Annotated in this window: 18 protein-coding genes; 13 read left to right on the forward strand and 5 right to left on the reverse strand. The window is 38.6% G+C overall.

Annotated features, from left to right (window positions below; translation table 11 throughout):
• Nucleotides 1-281: 281 nt before the first annotated feature.
• Entirely contained in the window at nt 282-1,457 is a 1,176-nt protein-coding gene (locus JOD18_RS18800) for an MFS transporter (RefSeq protein WP_204670662.1), read from the reverse strand.
• Between the two features lie 235 nt (nt 1,458-1,692).
• Here JOD18_RS18800 and JOD18_RS18805 point away from each other — a divergent pair, with 235 nt between their 5' ends.
• Complete coding sequence (locus tag JOD18_RS18805; protein ID WP_204670663.1) at nt 1,693-2,562, forward strand: LysR family transcriptional regulator; 870 nt, start codon at nt 1,693-1,695, stop codon at nt 2,560-2,562.
• 143 nt (nt 2,563-2,705) lie between these two features.
• On the opposite strand, the gene JOD18_RS18810 is transcribed toward JOD18_RS18805, so the two are convergent.
• Complete coding sequence (locus tag JOD18_RS18810; RefSeq protein WP_204670664.1) at nt 2,706-3,347, reverse strand: CPBP family intramembrane glutamic endopeptidase; 642 nt, start codon at nt 3,345-3,347, stop codon at nt 2,706-2,708.
• A 173-nt stretch (nt 3,348-3,520) separates the two neighbouring features.
• Nucleotides 3,521-4,954: an MFS transporter gene (locus JOD18_RS18815; RefSeq protein WP_204670665.1), complete on the reverse strand. Its 1,434-nt coding sequence runs from the start codon at nt 4,952-4,954 to the stop codon at nt 3,521-3,523.
• A 165-nt stretch (nt 4,955-5,119) separates the two neighbouring features.
• On the opposite strand from JOD18_RS18815, the gene JOD18_RS18820 reads away from it, so the two are divergent.
• Entirely contained in the window at nt 5,120-5,983 is an 864-nt protein-coding gene (locus JOD18_RS18820) for a LysR family transcriptional regulator (RefSeq protein ID WP_204670666.1), read from the forward strand.
• Nucleotides 5,984-6,158: 175 nt separating this feature from the next.
• Here JOD18_RS18820 and JOD18_RS18825 read toward each other — a convergent pair whose 3' ends face one another.
• On the reverse strand, nt 6,159-6,719 hold the full coding sequence (locus JOD18_RS18825) for an NAD(P)H-dependent oxidoreductase (protein ID WP_204670667.1): 561 nt from the start codon (nt 6,717-6,719) through the stop codon (nt 6,159-6,161).
• Nucleotides 6,720-7,369: 650 nt separating this feature from the next.
• Here JOD18_RS18825 and JOD18_RS18830 point away from each other — a divergent pair.
• Entirely contained in the window at nt 7,370-8,035 is a 666-nt protein-coding gene (locus tag JOD18_RS18830; protein WP_204670668.1) for a hypothetical protein, read from the forward strand.
• 365 nt (nt 8,036-8,400) lie between these two features.
• Here JOD18_RS18830 and JOD18_RS18835 read toward each other — a convergent pair whose 3' ends face one another.
• The gene (locus JOD18_RS18835; protein WP_204670669.1) at nt 8,401-10,440 is read right to left on the reverse strand and encodes a 3'-5' exonuclease; all 2,040 of its coding nucleotides are present in this window, start codon (nt 10,438-10,440) and stop codon (nt 8,401-8,403) included.
• Nucleotides 10,441-10,756: 316 nt separating this feature from the next.
• Between JOD18_RS18835 and JOD18_RS18840 the strand changes: the two genes are divergently transcribed.
• The 10 genes from JOD18_RS18840 to JOD18_RS18875 all read left to right on the forward strand — a co-directional run bounded on the left by JOD18_RS18840 (nt 10,757) and on the right by JOD18_RS18875 (nt 18,663).
• Nucleotides 10,757-10,966, forward strand: coding sequence for a helix-turn-helix transcriptional regulator (locus JOD18_RS18840; protein ID WP_204670670.1), 210 nt, complete (start codon nt 10,757-10,759; stop codon nt 10,964-10,966).
• A gap of 1 nt (nt 10,967) precedes the next feature.
• Nucleotides 10,968-11,429, forward strand: a complete 462-nt coding sequence (locus JOD18_RS18845) for a DUF2178 domain-containing protein (protein ID WP_204670671.1) — start codon at nt 10,968-10,970, stop codon at nt 11,427-11,429.
• A gap of 497 nt (nt 11,430-11,926) precedes the next feature.
• A complete protein-coding gene (locus tag JOD18_RS24375; RefSeq protein WP_239588221.1) occupies nt 11,927-12,082 on the forward strand; it encodes a hypothetical protein in 156 nt (51 codons plus the stop codon).
• Between the two features lie 61 nt (nt 12,083-12,143).
• Entirely contained in the window at nt 12,144-12,596 is a 453-nt protein-coding gene (locus tag JOD18_RS24380; protein WP_239588222.1) for a hypothetical protein, read from the forward strand.
• Nucleotides 12,563-12,775 (forward strand): FAD-dependent oxidoreductase, encoded by a 213-nt coding sequence (locus JOD18_RS24385; RefSeq protein ID WP_338029568.1) that lies wholly within the window; start codon nt 12,563-12,565, stop codon nt 12,773-12,775. Before JOD18_RS24380 ends, JOD18_RS24385 begins: the two co-directional genes overlap by 34 nt.
• 311 nt (nt 12,776-13,086) lie before the next feature.
• The gene (locus tag JOD18_RS18855; protein ID WP_204670672.1) at nt 13,087-14,091 is read left to right on the forward strand and encodes an ABC transporter substrate-binding protein; all 1,005 of its coding nucleotides are present in this window, start codon (nt 13,087-13,089) and stop codon (nt 14,089-14,091) included.
• Nucleotides 14,084-15,088 (forward strand): FecCD family ABC transporter permease, encoded by a 1,005-nt coding sequence (locus JOD18_RS18860; RefSeq protein ID WP_204670673.1) that lies wholly within the window; start codon nt 14,084-14,086, stop codon nt 15,086-15,088. The genes JOD18_RS18855 and JOD18_RS18860 overlap by 8 nt, the downstream gene beginning before the upstream one ends.
• On the forward strand, nt 15,085-15,867 hold the full coding sequence (locus JOD18_RS18865; protein ID WP_204670674.1) for an ABC transporter ATP-binding protein: 783 nt from the start codon (nt 15,085-15,087) through the stop codon (nt 15,865-15,867). The genes JOD18_RS18860 and JOD18_RS18865 overlap by 4 nt, the downstream gene beginning before the upstream one ends.
• Nucleotides 15,868-15,907: 40 nt before the next feature.
• Nucleotides 15,908-16,822: a magnesium chelatase ATPase subunit I gene (locus JOD18_RS18870; protein WP_338029569.1), complete on the forward strand. Its 915-nt coding sequence runs from the start codon at nt 15,908-15,910 to the stop codon at nt 16,820-16,822.
• Complete coding sequence (locus tag JOD18_RS18875; RefSeq protein ID WP_204670675.1) at nt 16,819-18,663, forward strand: VWA domain-containing protein; 1,845 nt, start codon at nt 16,819-16,821, stop codon at nt 18,661-18,663. The genes JOD18_RS18870 and JOD18_RS18875 overlap by 4 nt, the downstream gene beginning before the upstream one ends.
• Nucleotides 18,664-18,678: the final 15 nt, after the last annotated feature.

Genomic DNA, 18,678 nt, shown 5'->3' on the forward strand with positions numbered 1-18,678 from the left:
TGCAACAGCCCCGATGACTTTTTCTTGTTCTAGGAATTTATAAAATACTTGTTTGTGGATAACTATTTGCAAACGAATAGTCACGTCTAGATCCGACAACTAGCGCAACTTTCCTCATCTTCGTACGTTGCTGTGACGTACAGGAGGTGCTAATGCAGGTGGTGCGATTCTAGCCTGTAAGGGCGCTCTGCGCTTTTGTTCTACCGTGTTTAAAAAAATTCTTTCGAAAGCAGAGAGAGGAGATCAATAACTGTCAGGATGGTGTCAATCCATAACCAGCATCAATCGTTAATTGTTTCCACATGGTGATTTAAATAGAGAGACCATCGGATAAAAACAAGTGCAATAATGACAGATATACCAGCAATCCAGCTTAAATGAATCACATCCAGATACTGAATAATAACTCCTCCTAAGGCAGACCCCAACATCATTCCGATATTCATTAGTGCGGTATTAAAACTTAACACGGTTTCAGCGGATTGAGGCTTTAATGAGACTAAATAAAATTGTTTTGCTGGTGTTGTCGTCCATGTAGCTATTCCCCAAACAGCTAAGGTGATAAATATACCTGTAGTTGAGTATTGTGTAAATGCTAGTACAAATAAGGTAACAATATGAACAGATAAACTAAGAGATATTGTTCGATTTGGGCCCCACTTGTCTACCGCATATCCCCCAAAACGTGATCCGATAAAAGCAAATGAGCCTAGAACAAATAAAGCGATACTAGTCATCCTGATAGAAAACCCAGCAGTATTACTTAACAATGGAGCAATATAGGCAAATACCATCGTATAACCTAGAATCCAAAAAATCGTCGTCAACAAACCAGTAAGAACTCGTTTATCTTTCATAATGTGTAACTGTTGTTTAAATGGCAGTGGCTGGTTTCCTTTTATAGCAGGTAATAATTTGTAAAGTCCTGCTAACAACAGAACAGTCCCAAGTGCAATGATAAGGAAAATATAATGCCAATCCACATATCCAGCTAAAAGTGTCCCGATCGGCACACCAAGTACCAAGGAAACAGTAAAACCTGTAATTACGGTTGCCATAGCACTGCCTCTTTTTTCAGGAACTGTGATTTGAGCCGCATAATTGGTGGCTACCACAATATACAGTCCGCCGCTCATTGCCATAATGATCCTGGATAACATAAGCATGACAAAATTATAACTGAAAAATGCAACCAGATTTCCTAGCATCACCATAGAGATGGCATATAAAAGTACTTTCTTACGATCAAATTTTGCAGTTAACATAACCAATACTAATGCTCCAATGGCATAAGACAGAGAATAAATCGTGATCAACTGACCAGCCATGGCAATAGAAACGTCCAATTCAAAAGAAATCAATTCTAAAATTCCCGAAACAACAAATTCTGATGTTCCAGTTACAAAAGCCCCCAGAGCTAAAAGTATAATAGTAAGCTGATTTATATATTTTTTCATGTTGTATCCCCCTTTTTTGAAACAATGTGTTTATCGCAGTGGCTCTCACTTCAAGAAATAAGGAAGCAGGTTATTTCTAAGCGTGAGATTCAACAGCCAGTAACGCCCGATTGGCTTAACTAACATTCAGTGGGGATAAAAATCAGCCCCACTGAATGAAGTTTCACTTTATTGTAAGTCCTGTGTTAACATAAGTAAAATTGATATTTTTAATAAAGGAGATGAGTAATTACTCATGAGTGTGGTTCGTTTTGAAATCATCGCAAAGGTAGTGGAGCTTGGCAGCTTTACAGCAGCAGCGGAAACATTAAATATGACGCAATCAGCAGTCAGTCATGCAGTGGCAAGTTTAGAATCAGAATGGGGGGTATCTCTATTAATCCGCGATCGCAGAAAAGGGATAACCCTTACGGAGATTGGTCAACAAGTACTCCCTCATATTAGAGAGGTATTGAGAAGAATGGAAAGCATTTATCAAGAGATTGCATTAGCAACGAATCTTGAAACAGGCATTATCCGTATTGGTACATTTGCAAGTGCTTCCTCCTGTTTATTACCTAAATTGCTCGCCAAATTTCAGAAGAAACACCCTAATATCGAATTTAAGTTTTATGAAGGAATATATGAAGAAATTAGCGAATGGCTGAATTCAGGCATTATTGATATTGGCTTTGTTGTCAAAGGAAAAACAGATCCGGGTTTTGACTTGGTTCCCTTGATAACAGATGAGATGGTGGTAGCGTATCATCCAGAACACCGCTTTCAGATCAAAGAAGTGGTAGATATGGCTGATTTAATCGAGGAAGCTTTTATTATGCCGACAGGGATGTATCAATCACATGTAGAAACAATGTTTGAAGAGGCACAGATACAGCCGTCTATCCGTTTTGAAGTGCATGACCGTACAACGATTGCGAATATGGTACAGGAAGGGCTTGGTGTTACGATTGGTCCAGAACTGTTTTTAAAGACACAGCAAAACATAAAAATTAGTAAATTAAATAGGAAAAATAACCGTGAAGTTGCGCTTGCCTGCCAATCAATCACGAATGCCTCACCTGCAGTAAAGGAATTTCTTCATGTGGCAAAAGATGTTTTCGAATAAACATTAAAATACCAAATTACTCTTGTTGTGAGTAACTTGGTATTTTTAAGTTGCCAAGTTTTATTGGTGAATGGACCAGATATGAAACTTTCTGTTCAAAGATAGCGCCAGCTGATACTTTTAAGAAGGAGAGCAATGTCATATTACATAAAGCTTGCCGATATTAGAAAAATAGCTAAGCCATGAGTTATGGAAGCAGGAATTAATCCATATCTCTCGAAAATAATGGCGCAAATTATACCTTCATACAGGGTAAAAACTAATATCCAGATACCTAAGTTAGTTACTGTAATAGCTAAAAATGTATGACCTATAGCAAAAAATAAACCTGATAATAAAATAGAACGAATTTTCCCAACTTTTTCTTTCATAAAGCTTTGAAAAAGCCCTCTAAAAAGAACTTCTTCTAAAAAATTTCCGAAAAGTGCAAATAACAATAGAGAAAACCAGAGAGAAGGAGGAAATAATCCCCCTCTTTCTTCTATAGGTATAAAAAGGTATGGAATCATAAATGGCACAGCTACTAAAATAGCAGCAATTATTGCCATGAGGACAGCCTTTACTTTATGCTGATTGGTAAACCAGTTCATTTGTGCTGCATGAGAACGGCAGATAACTAGAGCTAAAAATAGAGAAAAGAAAGCTAATGTTGTTAGAATAAAAATATCATCAATGAATCGCAGCCAGATTATATTTCTTTCTACTCCAAATTCCCATAGCCCTAAAGGCGTCATCGCGTCTCTCATTAAAATAAAACCAAATATTAGTAACATGATTTTTAACAACGGCCTCTGAACTTCCCTATATCATGGCTGGATTGAAGGAACATCATAAAAAAACGCACCACTTGTTCGTTAAAGATACCGAGTGGTGCGTTTGTCTGTTCATCCAAACCAATGTACAGAAATTATATTACTTTCCAAAAAGAAGAACAGCTTTGACATGGAATCTTGCAAGCTTATTGTTTTGCCTGTTCTTTTGCCATTTTCCATAGCAGAATCGCTGAAATCAAAGAAGCGATAAGATTGTAAAACATCGAACTGGCAAAAGCGGAAGCATAAAGCCCGCTCTGAGTTTCTCCTCCAGTAGCATTAGCAATAACACCGCCAAAAAGTATACTTACTGCTGCCAGACCAATGGCTGCCCCGACCTGTTGCAAAGTAGAAATAATCCCCGAGGCCATCCCTGCTTTGTTTTCTTCTACAAATCCTAATACAAGATTTAAGAGCGGTGTCATGACTAATCCTTGGCCAACCCCTACAAAAATAAGTGCAGTGATTAAGTGAGTGGCAACTAAGTCGCCTCCTGCCATCCATACTTGCCCGATTAATACGGCAAAAGAGAATGTATAAAAAACGGCACCCCCAAAAATTGTCTTCGTTCCAAAGCATTCTACCAGGCGAGGAGCTGCCATAGATGCTGCGGTAAATCCGATACTGCAAGGGACAAAAAGAAGTCCCGAGGAAAGCGGGCTTAATCCCAGCCCTGTTTGTACCAATAGTGCATAGGATAGGAAAAAGACAGACGAAGTAGAATAAATGAGTAATACCAGACTGCCGCCCATATTAAAGCGGGATTGCCGTAATAGTATCGTGTCTATCAGCGGCTGTTGATTGGCAATTCGACGTTTTTCTTGATGTTTCCAAAAACCAAATAATATCAAGGTAGAAGCTGCTAGTGATAGAAAGCTCCATATCGTCCAGCCATGATTTTGTGACTCAATGAGCGGAAAAAGGAATAAAACCAACCCTAGACTGACAATGATCACGCCAGACCAATCAAGTAAAGGACGCTCTGGAGCATGGGATTCAGGAATGAACCGTGCTAGAATAATGGAGAAAATTCCGATCGGAATATTAATTAAGAAAATCATACGCCAGCCAAGTCCCCCAAAATCTGCTTCTACGATAAAACCACCAAGGACTTGACCTGCAATAGCAGCGAGACCTAACACCATACCAAGCAAGCTGAAAGCAATTCCTCTTTCACGACCTGTGAAATTGACTCGGATCGAAGAATAGATTTGCGGCTGCATCATCGCTGCGGTCAATCCTTGAAGAACTCTGGAAATGATAAGCATGTCCGGGTTAACTGCTAATCCGCATAATGCCGATGTAATGGTGAAGCCAAGCATACCTACGATAAACAGACGTCTGCGCCCAAAACGATCGCCAAGCCTTCCGCCCATAATCAAGAGTACGGCAAAGCCAAGCTCATAGCCTGCCACAATAAACGCGACTTGTGAAAAAGTTGCCCCCAAATCTCCTTGTATGCTCGGAATGGCGACATTTACGACAAAGAGATCAAAAATAGTGATAAAACCAGCTAACAGAAGAATAAATAAACCTAATAATGTAGCCGGTTTAGATAATGTTGGATATTTTTCTTTCAATCTAAACTCCTCCCTTTTTTCCTATCTTTTTTTGATCCTTTATGCTTTCCCCCTTTTCAACAGAACTCCATTTGATTATACTGATACTTAAATGTTTAATAAAACGAATGTTTTAAAAGTTATAATTTAATATTATTAAACTATCACAGAAGGGGAGGATAGATTATGGAGCTGCGCCATTTAATCACATTTAAAACCATTGTTGAAAAAGGAGGGTTTAAGCGTGCTGCCGAATACCTTGATTATTCACAGTCTTCTGTTACCGTCCATGTGAAGGAATTAGAAGAAGAATTGGGTAAACCTCTGTTTGACCGTATCGGCCGCAAAGTTTTTCTGACTAATTATGGGACACAGTTTCATCCATATGCTATTAAAATAGTGGATTTGTACAAAGAAGCAACAGAAAGCATGAATTTGGATGACATACCAAAAGGAAATCTGATTATTGGCGTGACAGAAATTTTTTCCCAATACAGAATCCCGTCCTTGCTGATGGAATACAAAAAAAGATATCCTGATGTAAAGCTGTCTTTACGATCACTTGAAAACAGGGATATTTCCACTGCGCTTCGGAATGGTCAGATTGATATGGCTTTGGTATTAGAAAGAAGTGACTGGTTTGATAAAGAACTATCAATGGAAAAAATAAAAGAAGAAGCGGTGGTTCTGGTTCGGCCCATCCATCAAGAGGATACGGAAAATACGATCCTAGTTACGGAAGACAGCTGCAGCTATAAAAGCATGCTGGAGACTTATGTACAGGAAAAACAAATCGAGGTAAAGAATGTATTAAACTTTTCAAGCTTAGAAGCGATTAAACAATGTGTGCTGTCAGGCCTAGGCTTTTCCATTTTACCTTACTTTTCAGTGGAAAAGGAAATAGAAGCAAAGCAGATTCATGGTGAATGGATGCAGTTAAATCATACAGGAAATGCTACTTTTATGGTGTATCATAAAAATAAACAACTTTCTTCTGCTATAAAAGCTATGGTTTCATTGATTAAAGAACATCGTCTTTCTTGGGATTAATCAAGAGAAGAATGATATAGACTTGTGTGTATGGATGAAGACTCTGATCATAAAGTCCGCGCACTCCTCACGTTTTCATTATAAAAACCAGAGATAATTGATTCATTAACTGCTGATTATCTCTGATTTTTATAATAGTCGTGTTTACTAGTAGAGGTTAGTTTTGCATACACACTTATAGATTATTTAAAAACGTTAGATATGCTTTCGTATTGCGTTCTAATTCATTTTCCGCCGGCAGTAATGCTTCTTCTTCTGTACCGCCTGGCTTTTTTTCTTCTCCATAAAAGGCATGAATGGATCGATAATCAGCTTGACAATAGAGGAGGGTCGTTTTAAATGGAAGCAGAATCTGCTCTAATGGATGACCATATCGTCCATCTTCACTGTAATCACTTGCTCTAATCCCAGCTGAAACAGCTAAAGCAATTTTCTTGTTTTTTAATTTGTCTCCGCCATTGGAACCATAGGCCCAACCATAATCAAAGACTTCATCAAGCCATTTCTTCAGAAGTGATGGACAGTTAAACCATTGAATCGGAAATTGCAGGACGAGCTGATCATGGGATTCAATTAAATATCTTTCTTTTTCTGCAACTATCTTTTCGGATGGGTAGGCTTGATATAATTCGTGTATCGTATAATCCTCAGGATATTGTTCTAGTTCTTCTATCCAGCGTTTATTGACGACTGATGTTTCTATATTTGGATGTGCGACTACAACAAGTGTCTTCATATGATATGTATCCTCCTTCAAATATCTTTCTATTTGAGTATAGGATAGAAACTTGTAGTATGTAAGTACGCACTTTTAGGTTAGATACTGATGTAAAGGTAAGTGTCTCTAAAAAGTAGATATCTCGCAAATATAAATGTAATGCTTTCTCAATGAAAATAGGCAAGCACTCTTTTTTAAGATGAAAAGTATGTTGTCTGAGCAGTGAGTTGCAGTGCTTCGTGTTGTTTGAATGTCTGCATATAATAGGCTTATCAGGTTGTGTATCATTTTATCAAAAGTGGTTACATTAAGATAGGAATGCATTTTCTGACAAATCGAAAAAACATGGTAGCATTCATGGATTTCACATGTTATACTTACGTTGGAAATCAACAGATAAGGGTAATAGAAGTCTAATATATAGGTTGTTAACATATACAGTTACTTCAAAATAAAAACTCTTTTTAGCTGGATTTCATGATACATAATTCCTGTCTTTTGGTTAATAACCGATTGTTTTCCTGCCTTATGAGAAGGGCAGAATGGGGAATGTTTAGTGTCAGCAAAAAGAAGGAAAGAGAAGAGAGAGGATTAACCTAAAATGGACTCTCCTGCTCTACAATACGATGGAGTCCCTTAGGGTACATATTCATCAAGGAGGGAATGTAATGAAGCTTTTTCAAGTAAGAAAAGGGCAATTTGTTTTTTTCGAAAATGAATTGCATAAAGTCTATTCAGTAAAACCAATGTTTAAAAAATCTGTCCATATGTATCGCTTGAAAGATATGAAACAGGTATTAGCAACAGCAGGAGAGATTAATTTTTATCGACCTAAACACAATGATACATTTATCTTTTATGGGAAAAGGTATACGATTGACCAATATGCGAAAGCAGCAGAAGGGGACTATATTTTGATTGTCAAACCGACCCCTGATTTTCTGGATCATTATTCTTTAAATGAAATTGAAAAAGTGAAAAAAATAGAGAATGGGAATGTTATTACAACACGTGATAACGGTGTGAAGTATACTGAATATGTTGTAATGGTTCCAGGAAAAGCAGAAGCAAGTCAGGAGATTGCGTACTTTGATAAAAATCTTGTACCAGAAGAACAGCAATTGCTTGATGAGTCCATCTCTTATTTAGCAGAGAATGATGAAACGCTTAAGCCGACTGTCGGCGATATTTATTTAGATGTGCATAACGATATGCGTGCAATGATTGTGGCCATGTCAGATGATGAAGTTATCTTTGGCCATGGTGTTCGTGTACATGTCGCTGAGTTATTAGATGAAACAAGATATGAATTAATTTACCAATTTGAAGAGTAATAAAAAAGGTACGTGTCCGTCTGCTACAGCAACATTCTCTTGTTATACTGGCCTTGTCTATTTTTGAATTGTCAATAATTAAATTAAATAGGAATATTCTTGAAAAGAAGTGTTTTCTCTATTAGGGAGGAATACTTCTTTTATTTTGCTGCTGGCTAGTCCTTGATTCTATTGGGGGAGTTTTAGTTTTAGATCATAGTTTGGATTTCTCCTTTTGCCTGTGGGCATTTGTCACTTGGCATATCTCTACAATGTCTTTTTCTTCTGTACGAGAAGATTAGGCAATCATTTGCGAATAAACTCTATCAACAACACATTGGGTGAGCAAATGCTCACCCAGAGAAAACTCTACCTCTTCCAAAAGGCTATTTGCTTGTAATCAATTTGGACGGTGTTCCACAGTAAATCACCGATAAATGATGAAGTGCTCTTGTACAGCCGACATATAATAATTTGGCCGCTTGTTCTGTAGTTGGATAAGATGCCTCGTCGACATCAACCATTAGCACCGAATCGAACTCTAACCCTTTGGATACATAGACAGGTAACAAGGAGATTCCTCCTTCATATGTTTTATCTTCGGTTGTCATCATGTTTAATTCGGGAAACACGCTTTTTAATGAAGGGTAAATCTCATGACATGCCGCTTCTGATCTGAAAATAACAGCAATCGTATGCATATCCTGATCCTTCATTTGCTGAATCCAGTTAATTACCCTGTCTTTTTTAGCCTCCGCGTCTACTTGCTGGAGATTTACCTCTTCGCCACTTCGAAAAATCGGCTCTGCATAACCAGGACGATTCGTAAGATGGCTTAGAATCGTGTTAGAAAATGCAATAATCTCATAGGTGGAACGATAACTTTTCGTGATTTCGAAAAACTTAGAACGCGATGAACCAAAGAGATCGATAAAACTTTGCCATTGCTCAATTCCTTCATCACTATGGATACCTTGCGCCAAGTCTCCTAAGATAGTGAATGAACTTCTTTTTGTACGAACATGTAAAACGGCCACTTGATAGGGAGAGAAATCTTGTGCTTCGTCAATCACCACATGATCGAACCGTTCTTCCTTCTCGATTCCAAACCAATAGTCATGAATATCTAGTAAAGGAGCTAAGTCATCTAAGGCTATTTTTTGCTTTGGCGGCAACATATCTGCTTTGCCCATTCTCTTTAAGATTTCTGCATAAAGATCATAAGGTTTTCTTTTTTTCCATTTGCGCAAATATTTTCTCAGTTCTTTTTTACCTTCCTTCTGAGCTTGTGCCTGTTCTTTTTTGTCTTCATACATTTTTGCCTCTATTTCCACCCAACGTGTTAGTTTCGCCTTAAGTCGTTCAAATTTCTTAGTTGCTGCGTTATCCTTAAAATCTATTTCGATCCAGTTTTTAATTTTTTCGAGTGGAACTCCTTGTTTATTTTCCCAAGGTACAAAATCCTCTTCTGGCAGCCAGTCTTTCTCTAATTGTAACAATTGCTTTCTTATTTGCTGTTGAAAGGCTAGTGTTCCTTTCCAGTTATCCTGATGAACCATGGTTGACTCGAAAAAAGCCTTTCTTCTTTCACTAAGCGATTCCAGCTGACAATCTGGATCATCGATAATCGTCATCACCCATTGAGGAAAGGTAGTTTGCACAATATCTCCAACACCCAATTCAGGCAGCACTTGTGAAATATAATCAAGAAAAATAGTATTAGGTGCAAAAATAATCATGCGATGTGCCGTTAATTGTTCTCGATATTCATATAACAGATAAGCAAGTCGATGAAGGGCAACAGTCGTTTTTCCGCTGCCTGCAACCCCTTGGATAATCACAGCTTGATGTAATGGGTGACGAATAATTTCATTTTGCTCTCCTTGAATAGTAGCGACAATATCGCGAAGTCGATTATCTTTCTGATCTCCTAATTTGTATAATAGAAATTCATCGGCTCCCGATAGTTCCTGTTCTCCGCGAATATAACGGTCTACTACTCTTTGCAGCTTTTGGTCATAGATGGCAATATTTCTTTTTAAATAAATTTCACCTTCGACTAGCCCGTCAGGCGATCGATAGTATACGTCATCCTCACCTCCATTAAAACCGTAGAACAAACTGGCGATTGGTGCACGCCAATCTGTAATGAGAACATTGCCGGTTTTCTCATCGAAAACACCGGCTTTTCCGATATAAGTTGTTGTTACCTCGTTTTTTTCTTCTGCTTGAAAGTCAAGCCGTTCGAAATAAGGCTCTTTTTTAGCGATCGTTAAGGACTCTCTTAACCGCCTTCGACTATCTTCTAATACTTTTTCGTTAAAATCATCGCCGCGATATTCTGGGATAGAAGCTAAACGTTCATATTGTTTGTTAATCACAGCTAGTGTGTTGTTTAATACTTCTTTTTCTTCATCAAATGGCACTACAAATCCCTCCTTAACAGAATGTCTCGTTATTTTATCAATTAAATTCAGAAAATTGTAGACTTATATTTAAAATTTAGGTATACTACTAAATACACAAGTGTCGAAAATAAAATTACATTTAATGGAAACGCTCCTTGGAAATTATCTCTCAAGGTGTGTTTTTTTATTTGTATAAATTAACCAAGAGGTAGCTGCAACATAAAAGCGCTTATTTCTTTATTTTTTTAAAAAATGTGAAGTTGACTTCTCATATTTTGTTTGATATTATGAAATGTGAAGTTAACTTCACATTATAGGAGAAAAGGGAGATGTCATGATTGTTATCAATCGAGTTCAGATTTACAGAAAACAACAAAAGATGACGCAAGAAGTATTGGCAAATAAGGTCGGTGTATCCAGAAAAACAATTGTTTCTTTGGAAAAGGGGAATTATACGCCATCATTATTATTAGCACTGCAGATTGCTAAGGTGTTAGAAACAGATATTCATACCTTATTTTATTTAGGAGAGGAGTCATCATGAGATGAAAAAAATTATATTTGAACAAGTCGGAAATATAATTCTGGTACTTTTGCTGATGGTTGCGATGGTTCAATCGGTTTATTCGGCTCATATAGAGGTAAACTCGCCATCCATCTCGTTTGAACTTGGCCTCTTTTGGCTGTTATTTTTGATTTGGATGGTAATCTTTATCATGTTCAGATTCTTATATGGAAAAAAGAATAAGGCGTACGATACAAAAAAAGGAGAGTTTAGTGCAGAAGATGAGCGTGAGGAACTAATCTCGAAAAAAGCAACTGTGATTACTTATAAAATGATGATTACTCTATTAATTATTCTTCTTTTTCTCTGTTTTGGCCTAAGTTTACTTCTTGCTGATATCAAACTATTTCAAACGATAATTATCGTAGCTATTGGAATCAGTCTCATAGTGGGATTTATCACGTATCTCCTGGCTTGGATTAGATTCGATATTACAATATAGCATGTCTACCATAAGGCGGATGTACCGAATTTACGAAGCAGCCTTCAAATGTCGTATCCTCTAATGGAAAGGTGTAGCAAGAAATTATTACCGATTATCAATGGTGCCTATGCTGAAGCCATTATTAACGGTGGTTATAAATGATCCAAGAAAATCGGGGATACCACAATGAAGGGGATTTTTATCCAACTAAGCAATGAGCGGTTATACACCGCAACAAGTTATTATTTCTGATAAGGATCACTATCCGCTGTAAAGTGCGCTGGCTTAAACAAATATTAATCAAAGAGAGAGTCAAACTTATTTAAATTCGAATAGCGGAATTTAAATAATGATTTGGCTCTTTTTTCTTGCATAGCAAAAGAAAATCTATCTTGCGGTTGCAGCCAGAAAAATTGGCGAAAAAAACAAAATATTTTTAAATTGTAATGATTTCGATTTAATAAACAGAAAGTTATCTAGCTGTAAGTATGTACTAAAAAAAGGAGGAGATACTCTTGTTGTATGATTGCGCGGTAATAGGGGAAGGACCTGCTGGATTAAGTGCTTCACTTGTTTTAGGCGGGGGGAGAAAAGAAGTTATTTTATTTGACGACAATACACCACGTAATGCTCTTACACAGATTTTAAAAAGGCGGCTCATGCTGATTTAAGTAAGTATCCTAATATAGTTCTTCAAAAAGAACCATAGATATTACACCAACTCGTTCTTTTTTGCATGTTCGAACAGAGGCTGGTCAGGACTATGAGCCAAAAGTGATTATTCTAGCAACAGGATTAAAAGACGTTTTACCTGATATAGAAGGAATTCATGATGTTTATGGTAGCAGTGTGTTTGTTTGCCCATTTTGTGATGGCTGGGAACTCAAAGATCGTTCCCTAGTCTATATTGTCGAACATAACTATGCCTTTCATGGTGGAAAACTAATTTCAAATTGGAGCAAGGATACTATTGTTTGCACAAACGGGAAAGAAAGTCTCATTGCTGAAGAGAAAGGTAAGCAGCCAGCAAAGGAATACAGGTTATGGGAGATGACATCTTGCGGTTGTGAGGAGAATGCGGACAGTTACAGCATATTCAATTTAAGAATGGTAAGGAAACACAGCGAGAAGGAGACTTTGTTTTTTATGATTTGCAGCAAGCTACTGCGTTTGCCAAGAATTTAGGCTTGGAAATGAATGATATGGGAGGAATTAAAGTAGATCAATTTGGGCGTACAAGTGTAAAAGGCGTGTATGCTAATGGTGACAATACATCTGCTCCGCCTCAACTTGTTATTGCCGCTAGTGAAAGAAGTAAAGCTGCTATCGGTGTAATTACTGATTTCGTGGAAGAAATATTTTAAGTAATCTATCGATACATCTTCTTTGGTTATGTGGGATTAAAGAGGATGTATCTTTTATTTGAAAACCTATTGATACCGTAGTGTTTACGCTGTTGTCCATCACAATTAGATGAAACCGACGTGGTGTCTTTTATTTGTTTACTTAGCAAAAGAGGTTGCAAGTTTATCAAAAAATGCTATAATACGTAATCATTACGATTTATATATTGAACAGACTATTTTTAACAAAGGCAAAAGTAAAACTACATAAACAAAAAAAGTCTTTTTCAATTTAATAAATCGTAATCATTACGAAAAAGGTGGGGGCTATTTTGACAAAATTATTACTAAGAAAAAAACTATTAACAATGGGAATGATTATGTTTGCCATTGTATTGATGACTGCTTGTCAGCAAAATGAAGAAACATCGACAACAAATGAGACAGAAGCGGACAGTCAAGGCGAAGAAACTGCAGATGAAATAGCTTTTATAGATAGCATGGATAGAGAGGTAGTTCTGGAAGGACATCCTGAAAAGATTGTTGTTCTAGCTCCGGAATTTCTGAAAATGATTTATGATTTGGATGGAGAAGCTGTTGCCCGCATGACAACAAGCAGTATACCAATCCCAGAAGCAGCAGAAGATTTACCTGAACTAGGCACTGTAAATCAAATAAATACAGAAGAATTAGTAGGTTTTTCGCCAGACTTTGTGATTGGAGCGCCAAATTTCCATGCAGATTTAGAAGGGATTATGGAGAATAGTGATATTCCATTTGCTTTGTTACAAATGCGTTCTTTTGATGATGTGAAAGAAATGGCGGCGCTTATGGGGCAAATATTAGGTAAGGAAGAGCTTGCAGACCAAAAAATTCAAGAAACAGAAGAGCAAATGAAAGCCGTACAGGACCAGTTGCCAAGTGATGCCAATCCTTCGGTCGTTATTTTAAATGTGACATCACAAAGTGTTTCTGTTCAAAGAGCTAATACAACTGCCATCGAAATCGGTGATTTACTTCACGTCAATAATATAGGGAAAGATATGGAAGCTAGTCCTGATTCTCAGTCATCTGCACCTTATAGTTTAGAGACTATTGTAGAAGAACAGCCTGACTACATATTATTAACTATTCATGGAAGTGTGGAGGCTGGTAAAGGGAAAATAGAAGAAGAACTGGAAAGCAATCCAGCTTGGAATTCACTAAAAGCTGTTCAGGATGGCAATGTTCATATTATTCCGTCAGAGAAATATTTATCAAATCCTGGTTTTGATTATGCAGATACGATGCAGCATATGGCGGAAATTGTTTATCCAGAAGTGTTTACGAATGAATGAGAAACAGGCATTACGAGATAAGACAAGCTGGAAAGGCATAATGGTTGCCTTTTTTGCTGTTTTACTAATCATTGCTATCATCTTCAGTATTCGGTTTGGTTCGGCAAAGATTCCTTTAACCGACATTTGGTCCGCTTTTACAGGAGATATGGAAAGTGACTTTCAGAATATTATTTGGAATATTCGAGTACCGCGTACTTTGGTGGCTGTGTTAGTAGGTGCCAACCTGGCTGTATCTGGTGTGCTGCTGCAGGGCATTATGAAAAACCCGCTAGCTGATCCCTATATTATTGGAGTATCCAGCGGGGCAGGTTTGGCAGGAATGATTGTATTGATTCTTTATCCGCACCTGCCTCATTTACTAACTCCGATCTCATTTGTTGGTGCAGCTATCGTGGCCTTTACGGTGTATGCCCTAGCATGGGAAAAAGGGATTGCGCCGACCAGAATTATTTTGGCAGGTGTGGCTGTATCCGCATTTTTAGGCTCGGGGATATCCGCTTTGATGGTATTTTATAGTGACAGGGTACAAGGGGCAATAGATTTTATGGTAGGTGGTTTAAGTGCGAGAAGCTGGCCACAGGTGGAAGTGATTCTGCCTTATTCCATTCTCGGTATTCTGCTAGCTGTCATAGGTATCAGAAAAATGAATTTGTTAATGCTCGGGGATCGGACTGCCAAGAGCTTGGGAGCCAGAGTAGAATGGATTCGTTTTTCTATGACTGCTGTGGCTACACTGTTGGCGGCCAGTGCTGTTAGTGTTGTGGGCTTGCTGGGCTTTGTCGGCTTAATTGTTCCACATACGGCGCGATTAATTGTTGGCAACGATTACCGTGTCTTGCTGCCTGCCTCGGTATTTTTAGGTGCAGCCATTTTAACTGCTTCTGATACGGTGGGTCGAATCTTATTTGCACCGATTGAAATTCCGGTTGGCGTAATTATGGGGGCATTAGGGGCACCGTTCTTTTTATATTTACTGAGGAGGAAAATGGTATGAATGCTTTACGAGCAACCTCTATTTCTCAATCCTTTTCCTATAAACAAGTACTGAAAAAAATAGATTTAAAATTGGATGAAGGCCGGATTTACAGCATTATTGGTCCGAACGGGTCAGGGAAAAGCACATTACTGCATGTACTTTCCCGTCAGTTAAAACCGGATCAAGGTAATGTGTACTGGAAGGAAAATAACCTTTACCGGCTTTCGCCAAAAAAAGCAGCACAGGAACTAGCCTTGCTTGCACAAGTAAATGATTTAATGGATATAACTGTTGAACAATTGATTGCCTATGGTCGTACACCACATAAGTCGATGTTTGAGAGACTGAATGAAACAGATCAAGACATCATTGAAGAAGCTATTCATCTGACGAAATTAGCTTCATTAAGACAAAGAAATATTTCACAACTATCCGGAGGAGAACGGCAGAGGGCATGGATAGCTCTTTGTTTAGCTCAGCAGCCGAAAATATTATTTTTGGATGAACCAACAACATACTTAGATATTTCACATCAGTTGGATGTACTGGAAATCGTGTCACAATTGCAAAAGAGGCAGAGTGTAACGATTATTATGGTTTTACATGATCTCAACCATGCGGCTGTTTATTCTGATGAGATCATTGTGGTCAAGGATGGCCAGATCTATGGACAAGGTACACCAAAAGAAGTCATGAATCAACAAATGTTTAAAGAGGTCTTCCATGTACAGTCGGATATCTATGAAGATAAGCAAGATGATTTATTGCGCATAGTGATGAAGCCTCTTAGAAATTAATCTGTTGGGACAAACCTCTAAAAAAGAAAGAAGGTCAAATGTGAAGAACTATCCTTTTACAGCCATTGTAGGACAAGACAAGATGAAGAAAGCGTTAATAGTGAATGGGATTAACCCAAAAATTGGCGGCGTATTAATCCAGGGAGAAAAGGGAACAGCGAAATCAACCGCAGTAAGAGCATTGGCAGATGTGCTGGCTGATACATCTGTGGTTAATTTGCCAGTCAGTGCAACAGAAGATCGTGTAGTAGGGACATTAGACATGGAGCATATTCTAAAAACAGGAGAGAAGAGGCTGGAATCAGGAATATTAGCTAAAGCTGATCAGAATATTTTATATGTTGATGAGGTGAACCTGTTAGAAGACCACTTGGTGGATATTCTTCTGGATGCAGCGGCAATGGGGGTTAATCGAATAGAGAGGGAAGGGGTATCATATGAGCATCCTTCGCGTTTTGTATTAGTAGGAACGATGAATCCTGAAGAGGGAACACTTCGCCCTCAGCTGCTTGATCGGTTTGGTTTATGTGTGGATGTGGCAAGTGAGAAAAATGTCGAGGAACGTATGGAAGTTGTTCGGCGTCGCTTAGATTTTGAACAAGACCAGCAGCAGTTTGAGGAAAGATATGTACAGGCGCAAAACCAGCTCAGCAAGCAGATACAGCAGGCACAAATCCTTTTGCCAACAGTAGAGATAAGTGACCGTCTGATTGGTATCGTGGCTGATTTATCTATTGAACTGGGCATTGAAAGCCATCGGGCAGACATCACGGTTATTACAACAGCTCAAACCTTAGCAGCATGGAAGCAGCGAACGGCGGTGCAATTGGAAGACATTTATGAAGCGGCAGAACTTGCCTTGCCACACCGATTAATACAAGATCCAATCAATGATACATCTTCTAGTGAGGCGCTGGCAATGATATTACAAAATAAGGTTGTCGAACATCAATGAATCGTTTGATTGGTCAAATGAAAGCCAAACGTGGCATTGCTGCTGCAATGATTCATCCCTATTTGGATCGTATATGTATTGCTGGAGCGATAGGAACTGGGAAAACAACCTTATTGGAAGCTGCAGCACAATACTTTTCAAAAGAGGAGACCGTTATCCTGCCTGCTCATGTTACAACGGAAAAGTTATTAGGTGAAAAAGATATTACTTTATTGCTGCAAGACGAGAAAAAGAATGTCACAGATAGCCCGCTTTATCAGGCGAAGGTTGTTGTGACCGATCAGTTTGCTCTTATGCCAGCAAGTAATCAGCATATGCTTGTGCAATTGTTGAAAAATAAAGACATACCACATGATAACAATGTGGGTTCGATTGCTTCCCCGCGAACAGCTAAATGGTTTTACTGTTTGAATCAGAATATCCAAGACAAGCAGCTATTCCAATATGCCAAGCTGTGTGTGCAGTTGCTTCCTATCTTTGAAGAAGCAGAACGCAGAGAGGCAATACAGTCTTCAGCTGATAAAAAGTATGAGTTAAGAAAAGAAGAAATAGAGGAAGCGAAACAAAGATTGCCAGCTGTTCAGGTTTCAAAGGCGATGCTGCGTCTGGCTGTTGAGGTTGTGCTGGGTTCAGGCTGTAACAATCAAGAAGCAGATATCGATTTAGTCGAAACGGCTCGTGCCCTAGCAGCTTTGGATGCGGATGAATCGGTACAACAATGGCATGTGGAAGAAGCTGCTGGATATGTTCTGGCACATCGAATGGGAGAGCTGTCAGAAGCCTCAGTCACGGAAGAGATAGAACAGCAGTCAGAGCAAGAATATACGGCAAGCGAGTCGCAAAATAACAAGGAACACTCCGCTGAAGAAGGGGCGGTTAATAATGATAAACCAGAGAATATAACCACTGGAGAATCGATAGAAAAGGAAGCAAGCCAAAATGAGCAGAAAGAGACTGGCGGAAAGGAAGAAGAAACAGAGCAGATTGTAGCAGCATTAAAAGTACAATCGGAGCTTCTTTTTACAAAAAGGAATGATCGTTTGAGTGGCTTCCAAGGTAAACATCAAGAGAATAATCAACTAGGTGGCAATGGACGGATGATTCGTGCGGTGATGAAACCAACGGAAACTCTCTCTCTTCATCATACATTATCAGCGGCTGCCCCATATATGAAAATACGTGAGCCGCGAAAGGGAATGGCGTGGGCCATTGAGAAAGAGGATATGCGGTTTAAATTAAAGGAAAAGCAGCAAGGTTTTACTATCTTATTCCTAGTAGATGCCAGCCGCTCCATTGCAGCAAAAAAACAAATGCAAGTTGTAAAGGGAGCTGTTATGGAATTATTGCGTCAGGCCTATCAAAAAAGAGATCGTGTAGGCTTGGTTTCCTTTCGTAAGACAGAAGTCATCGAAGAACTACCTTTTACCAATAAATTCGCAGAAGCAAAAAGTAAGCTGAGAGATATCCCTACAGGCGGGAAAACGCCGTTAGCAGCAGGATTGAAAAAGGCGCTTACCTTATGTGAAAAAGAAAGACGCAGTCATCATCAGGCTGTACCTTATCTGGTTCTCTTAACCGATGGTAATGCCAACGAAACCTTGAAACCTGGAGGTACAGCAGCCCAAGCAAGAAGTGAAGCCTATCACATGGCAAGAAAAATAGCCGCAGCGTCTTTTCCAGTGTCTGTAATTGATACTCAGAGTGGGAGAAATAGGTTTGGTTTAGCAGAAGAACTGGCAGCTGTATTAGACGGAGAGTACATTTCACTGGATGTCTTAACAGATCAAGCAATTGCTAGAACGATTCAGAATAAACTTCATCCGCTGGCAAATTACAAATAAAATCCAGGTGAAAGA

It is taken from the genome of Gracilibacillus alcaliphilus (genome assembly GCF_016909015.1).
GTDB classification, from domain to species: domain Bacteria; phylum Bacillota; class Bacilli; order Bacillales; family Amphibacillaceae; genus Gracilibacillus; species Gracilibacillus alcaliphilus.

What these genes read in the sequence shown, in the direction of transcription:
- JOD18_RS18830 (WP_204670668.1), top strand. Translation starts at nt 7,370, where the DNA reads ATGAAGCTTTTTCAAGTAAGAAAAGGGCAATTTGTTTTTTTCGAAAAT.
- JOD18_RS18840 (WP_204670670.1), top strand. Translation starts at nt 10,757, where the DNA reads ATGATTGTTATCAATCGAGTTCAGATTTACAGAAAACAACAAAAGATG.
- JOD18_RS18875 (WP_204670675.1), top strand. Translation starts at nt 16,819, where the DNA reads ATGAATCGTTTGATTGGTCAAATGAAAGCCAAACGTGGCATTGCTGCT.
- JOD18_RS18865 (WP_204670674.1), top strand. Translation starts at nt 15,085, where the DNA reads ATGAATGCTTTACGAGCAACCTCTATTTCTCAATCCTTTTCCTATAAA.
- JOD18_RS18820 (WP_204670666.1), top strand. Translation starts at nt 5,120, where the DNA reads ATGGAGCTGCGCCATTTAATCACATTTAAAACCATTGTTGAAAAAGGA.
- JOD18_RS18800 (WP_204670662.1), bottom strand. Translation starts at nt 1,457, where the DNA reads ATGAAAAAATATATAAATCAGCTTACTATTATACTTTTAGCTCTGGGG.
- JOD18_RS18860 (WP_204670673.1), top strand. Translation starts at nt 14,084, where the DNA reads ATGAATGAGAAACAGGCATTACGAGATAAGACAAGCTGGAAAGGCATA.
- JOD18_RS18825 (WP_204670667.1), bottom strand. Translation starts at nt 6,719, where the DNA reads ATGAAGACACTTGTTGTAGTCGCACATCCAAATATAGAAACATCAGTC.
- JOD18_RS18805 (WP_204670663.1), top strand. Translation starts at nt 1,693, where the DNA reads ATGAGTGTGGTTCGTTTTGAAATCATCGCAAAGGTAGTGGAGCTTGGC.
- JOD18_RS18845 (WP_204670671.1), top strand. Translation starts at nt 10,968, where the DNA reads ATGAAAAAAATTATATTTGAACAAGTCGGAAATATAATTCTGGTACTT.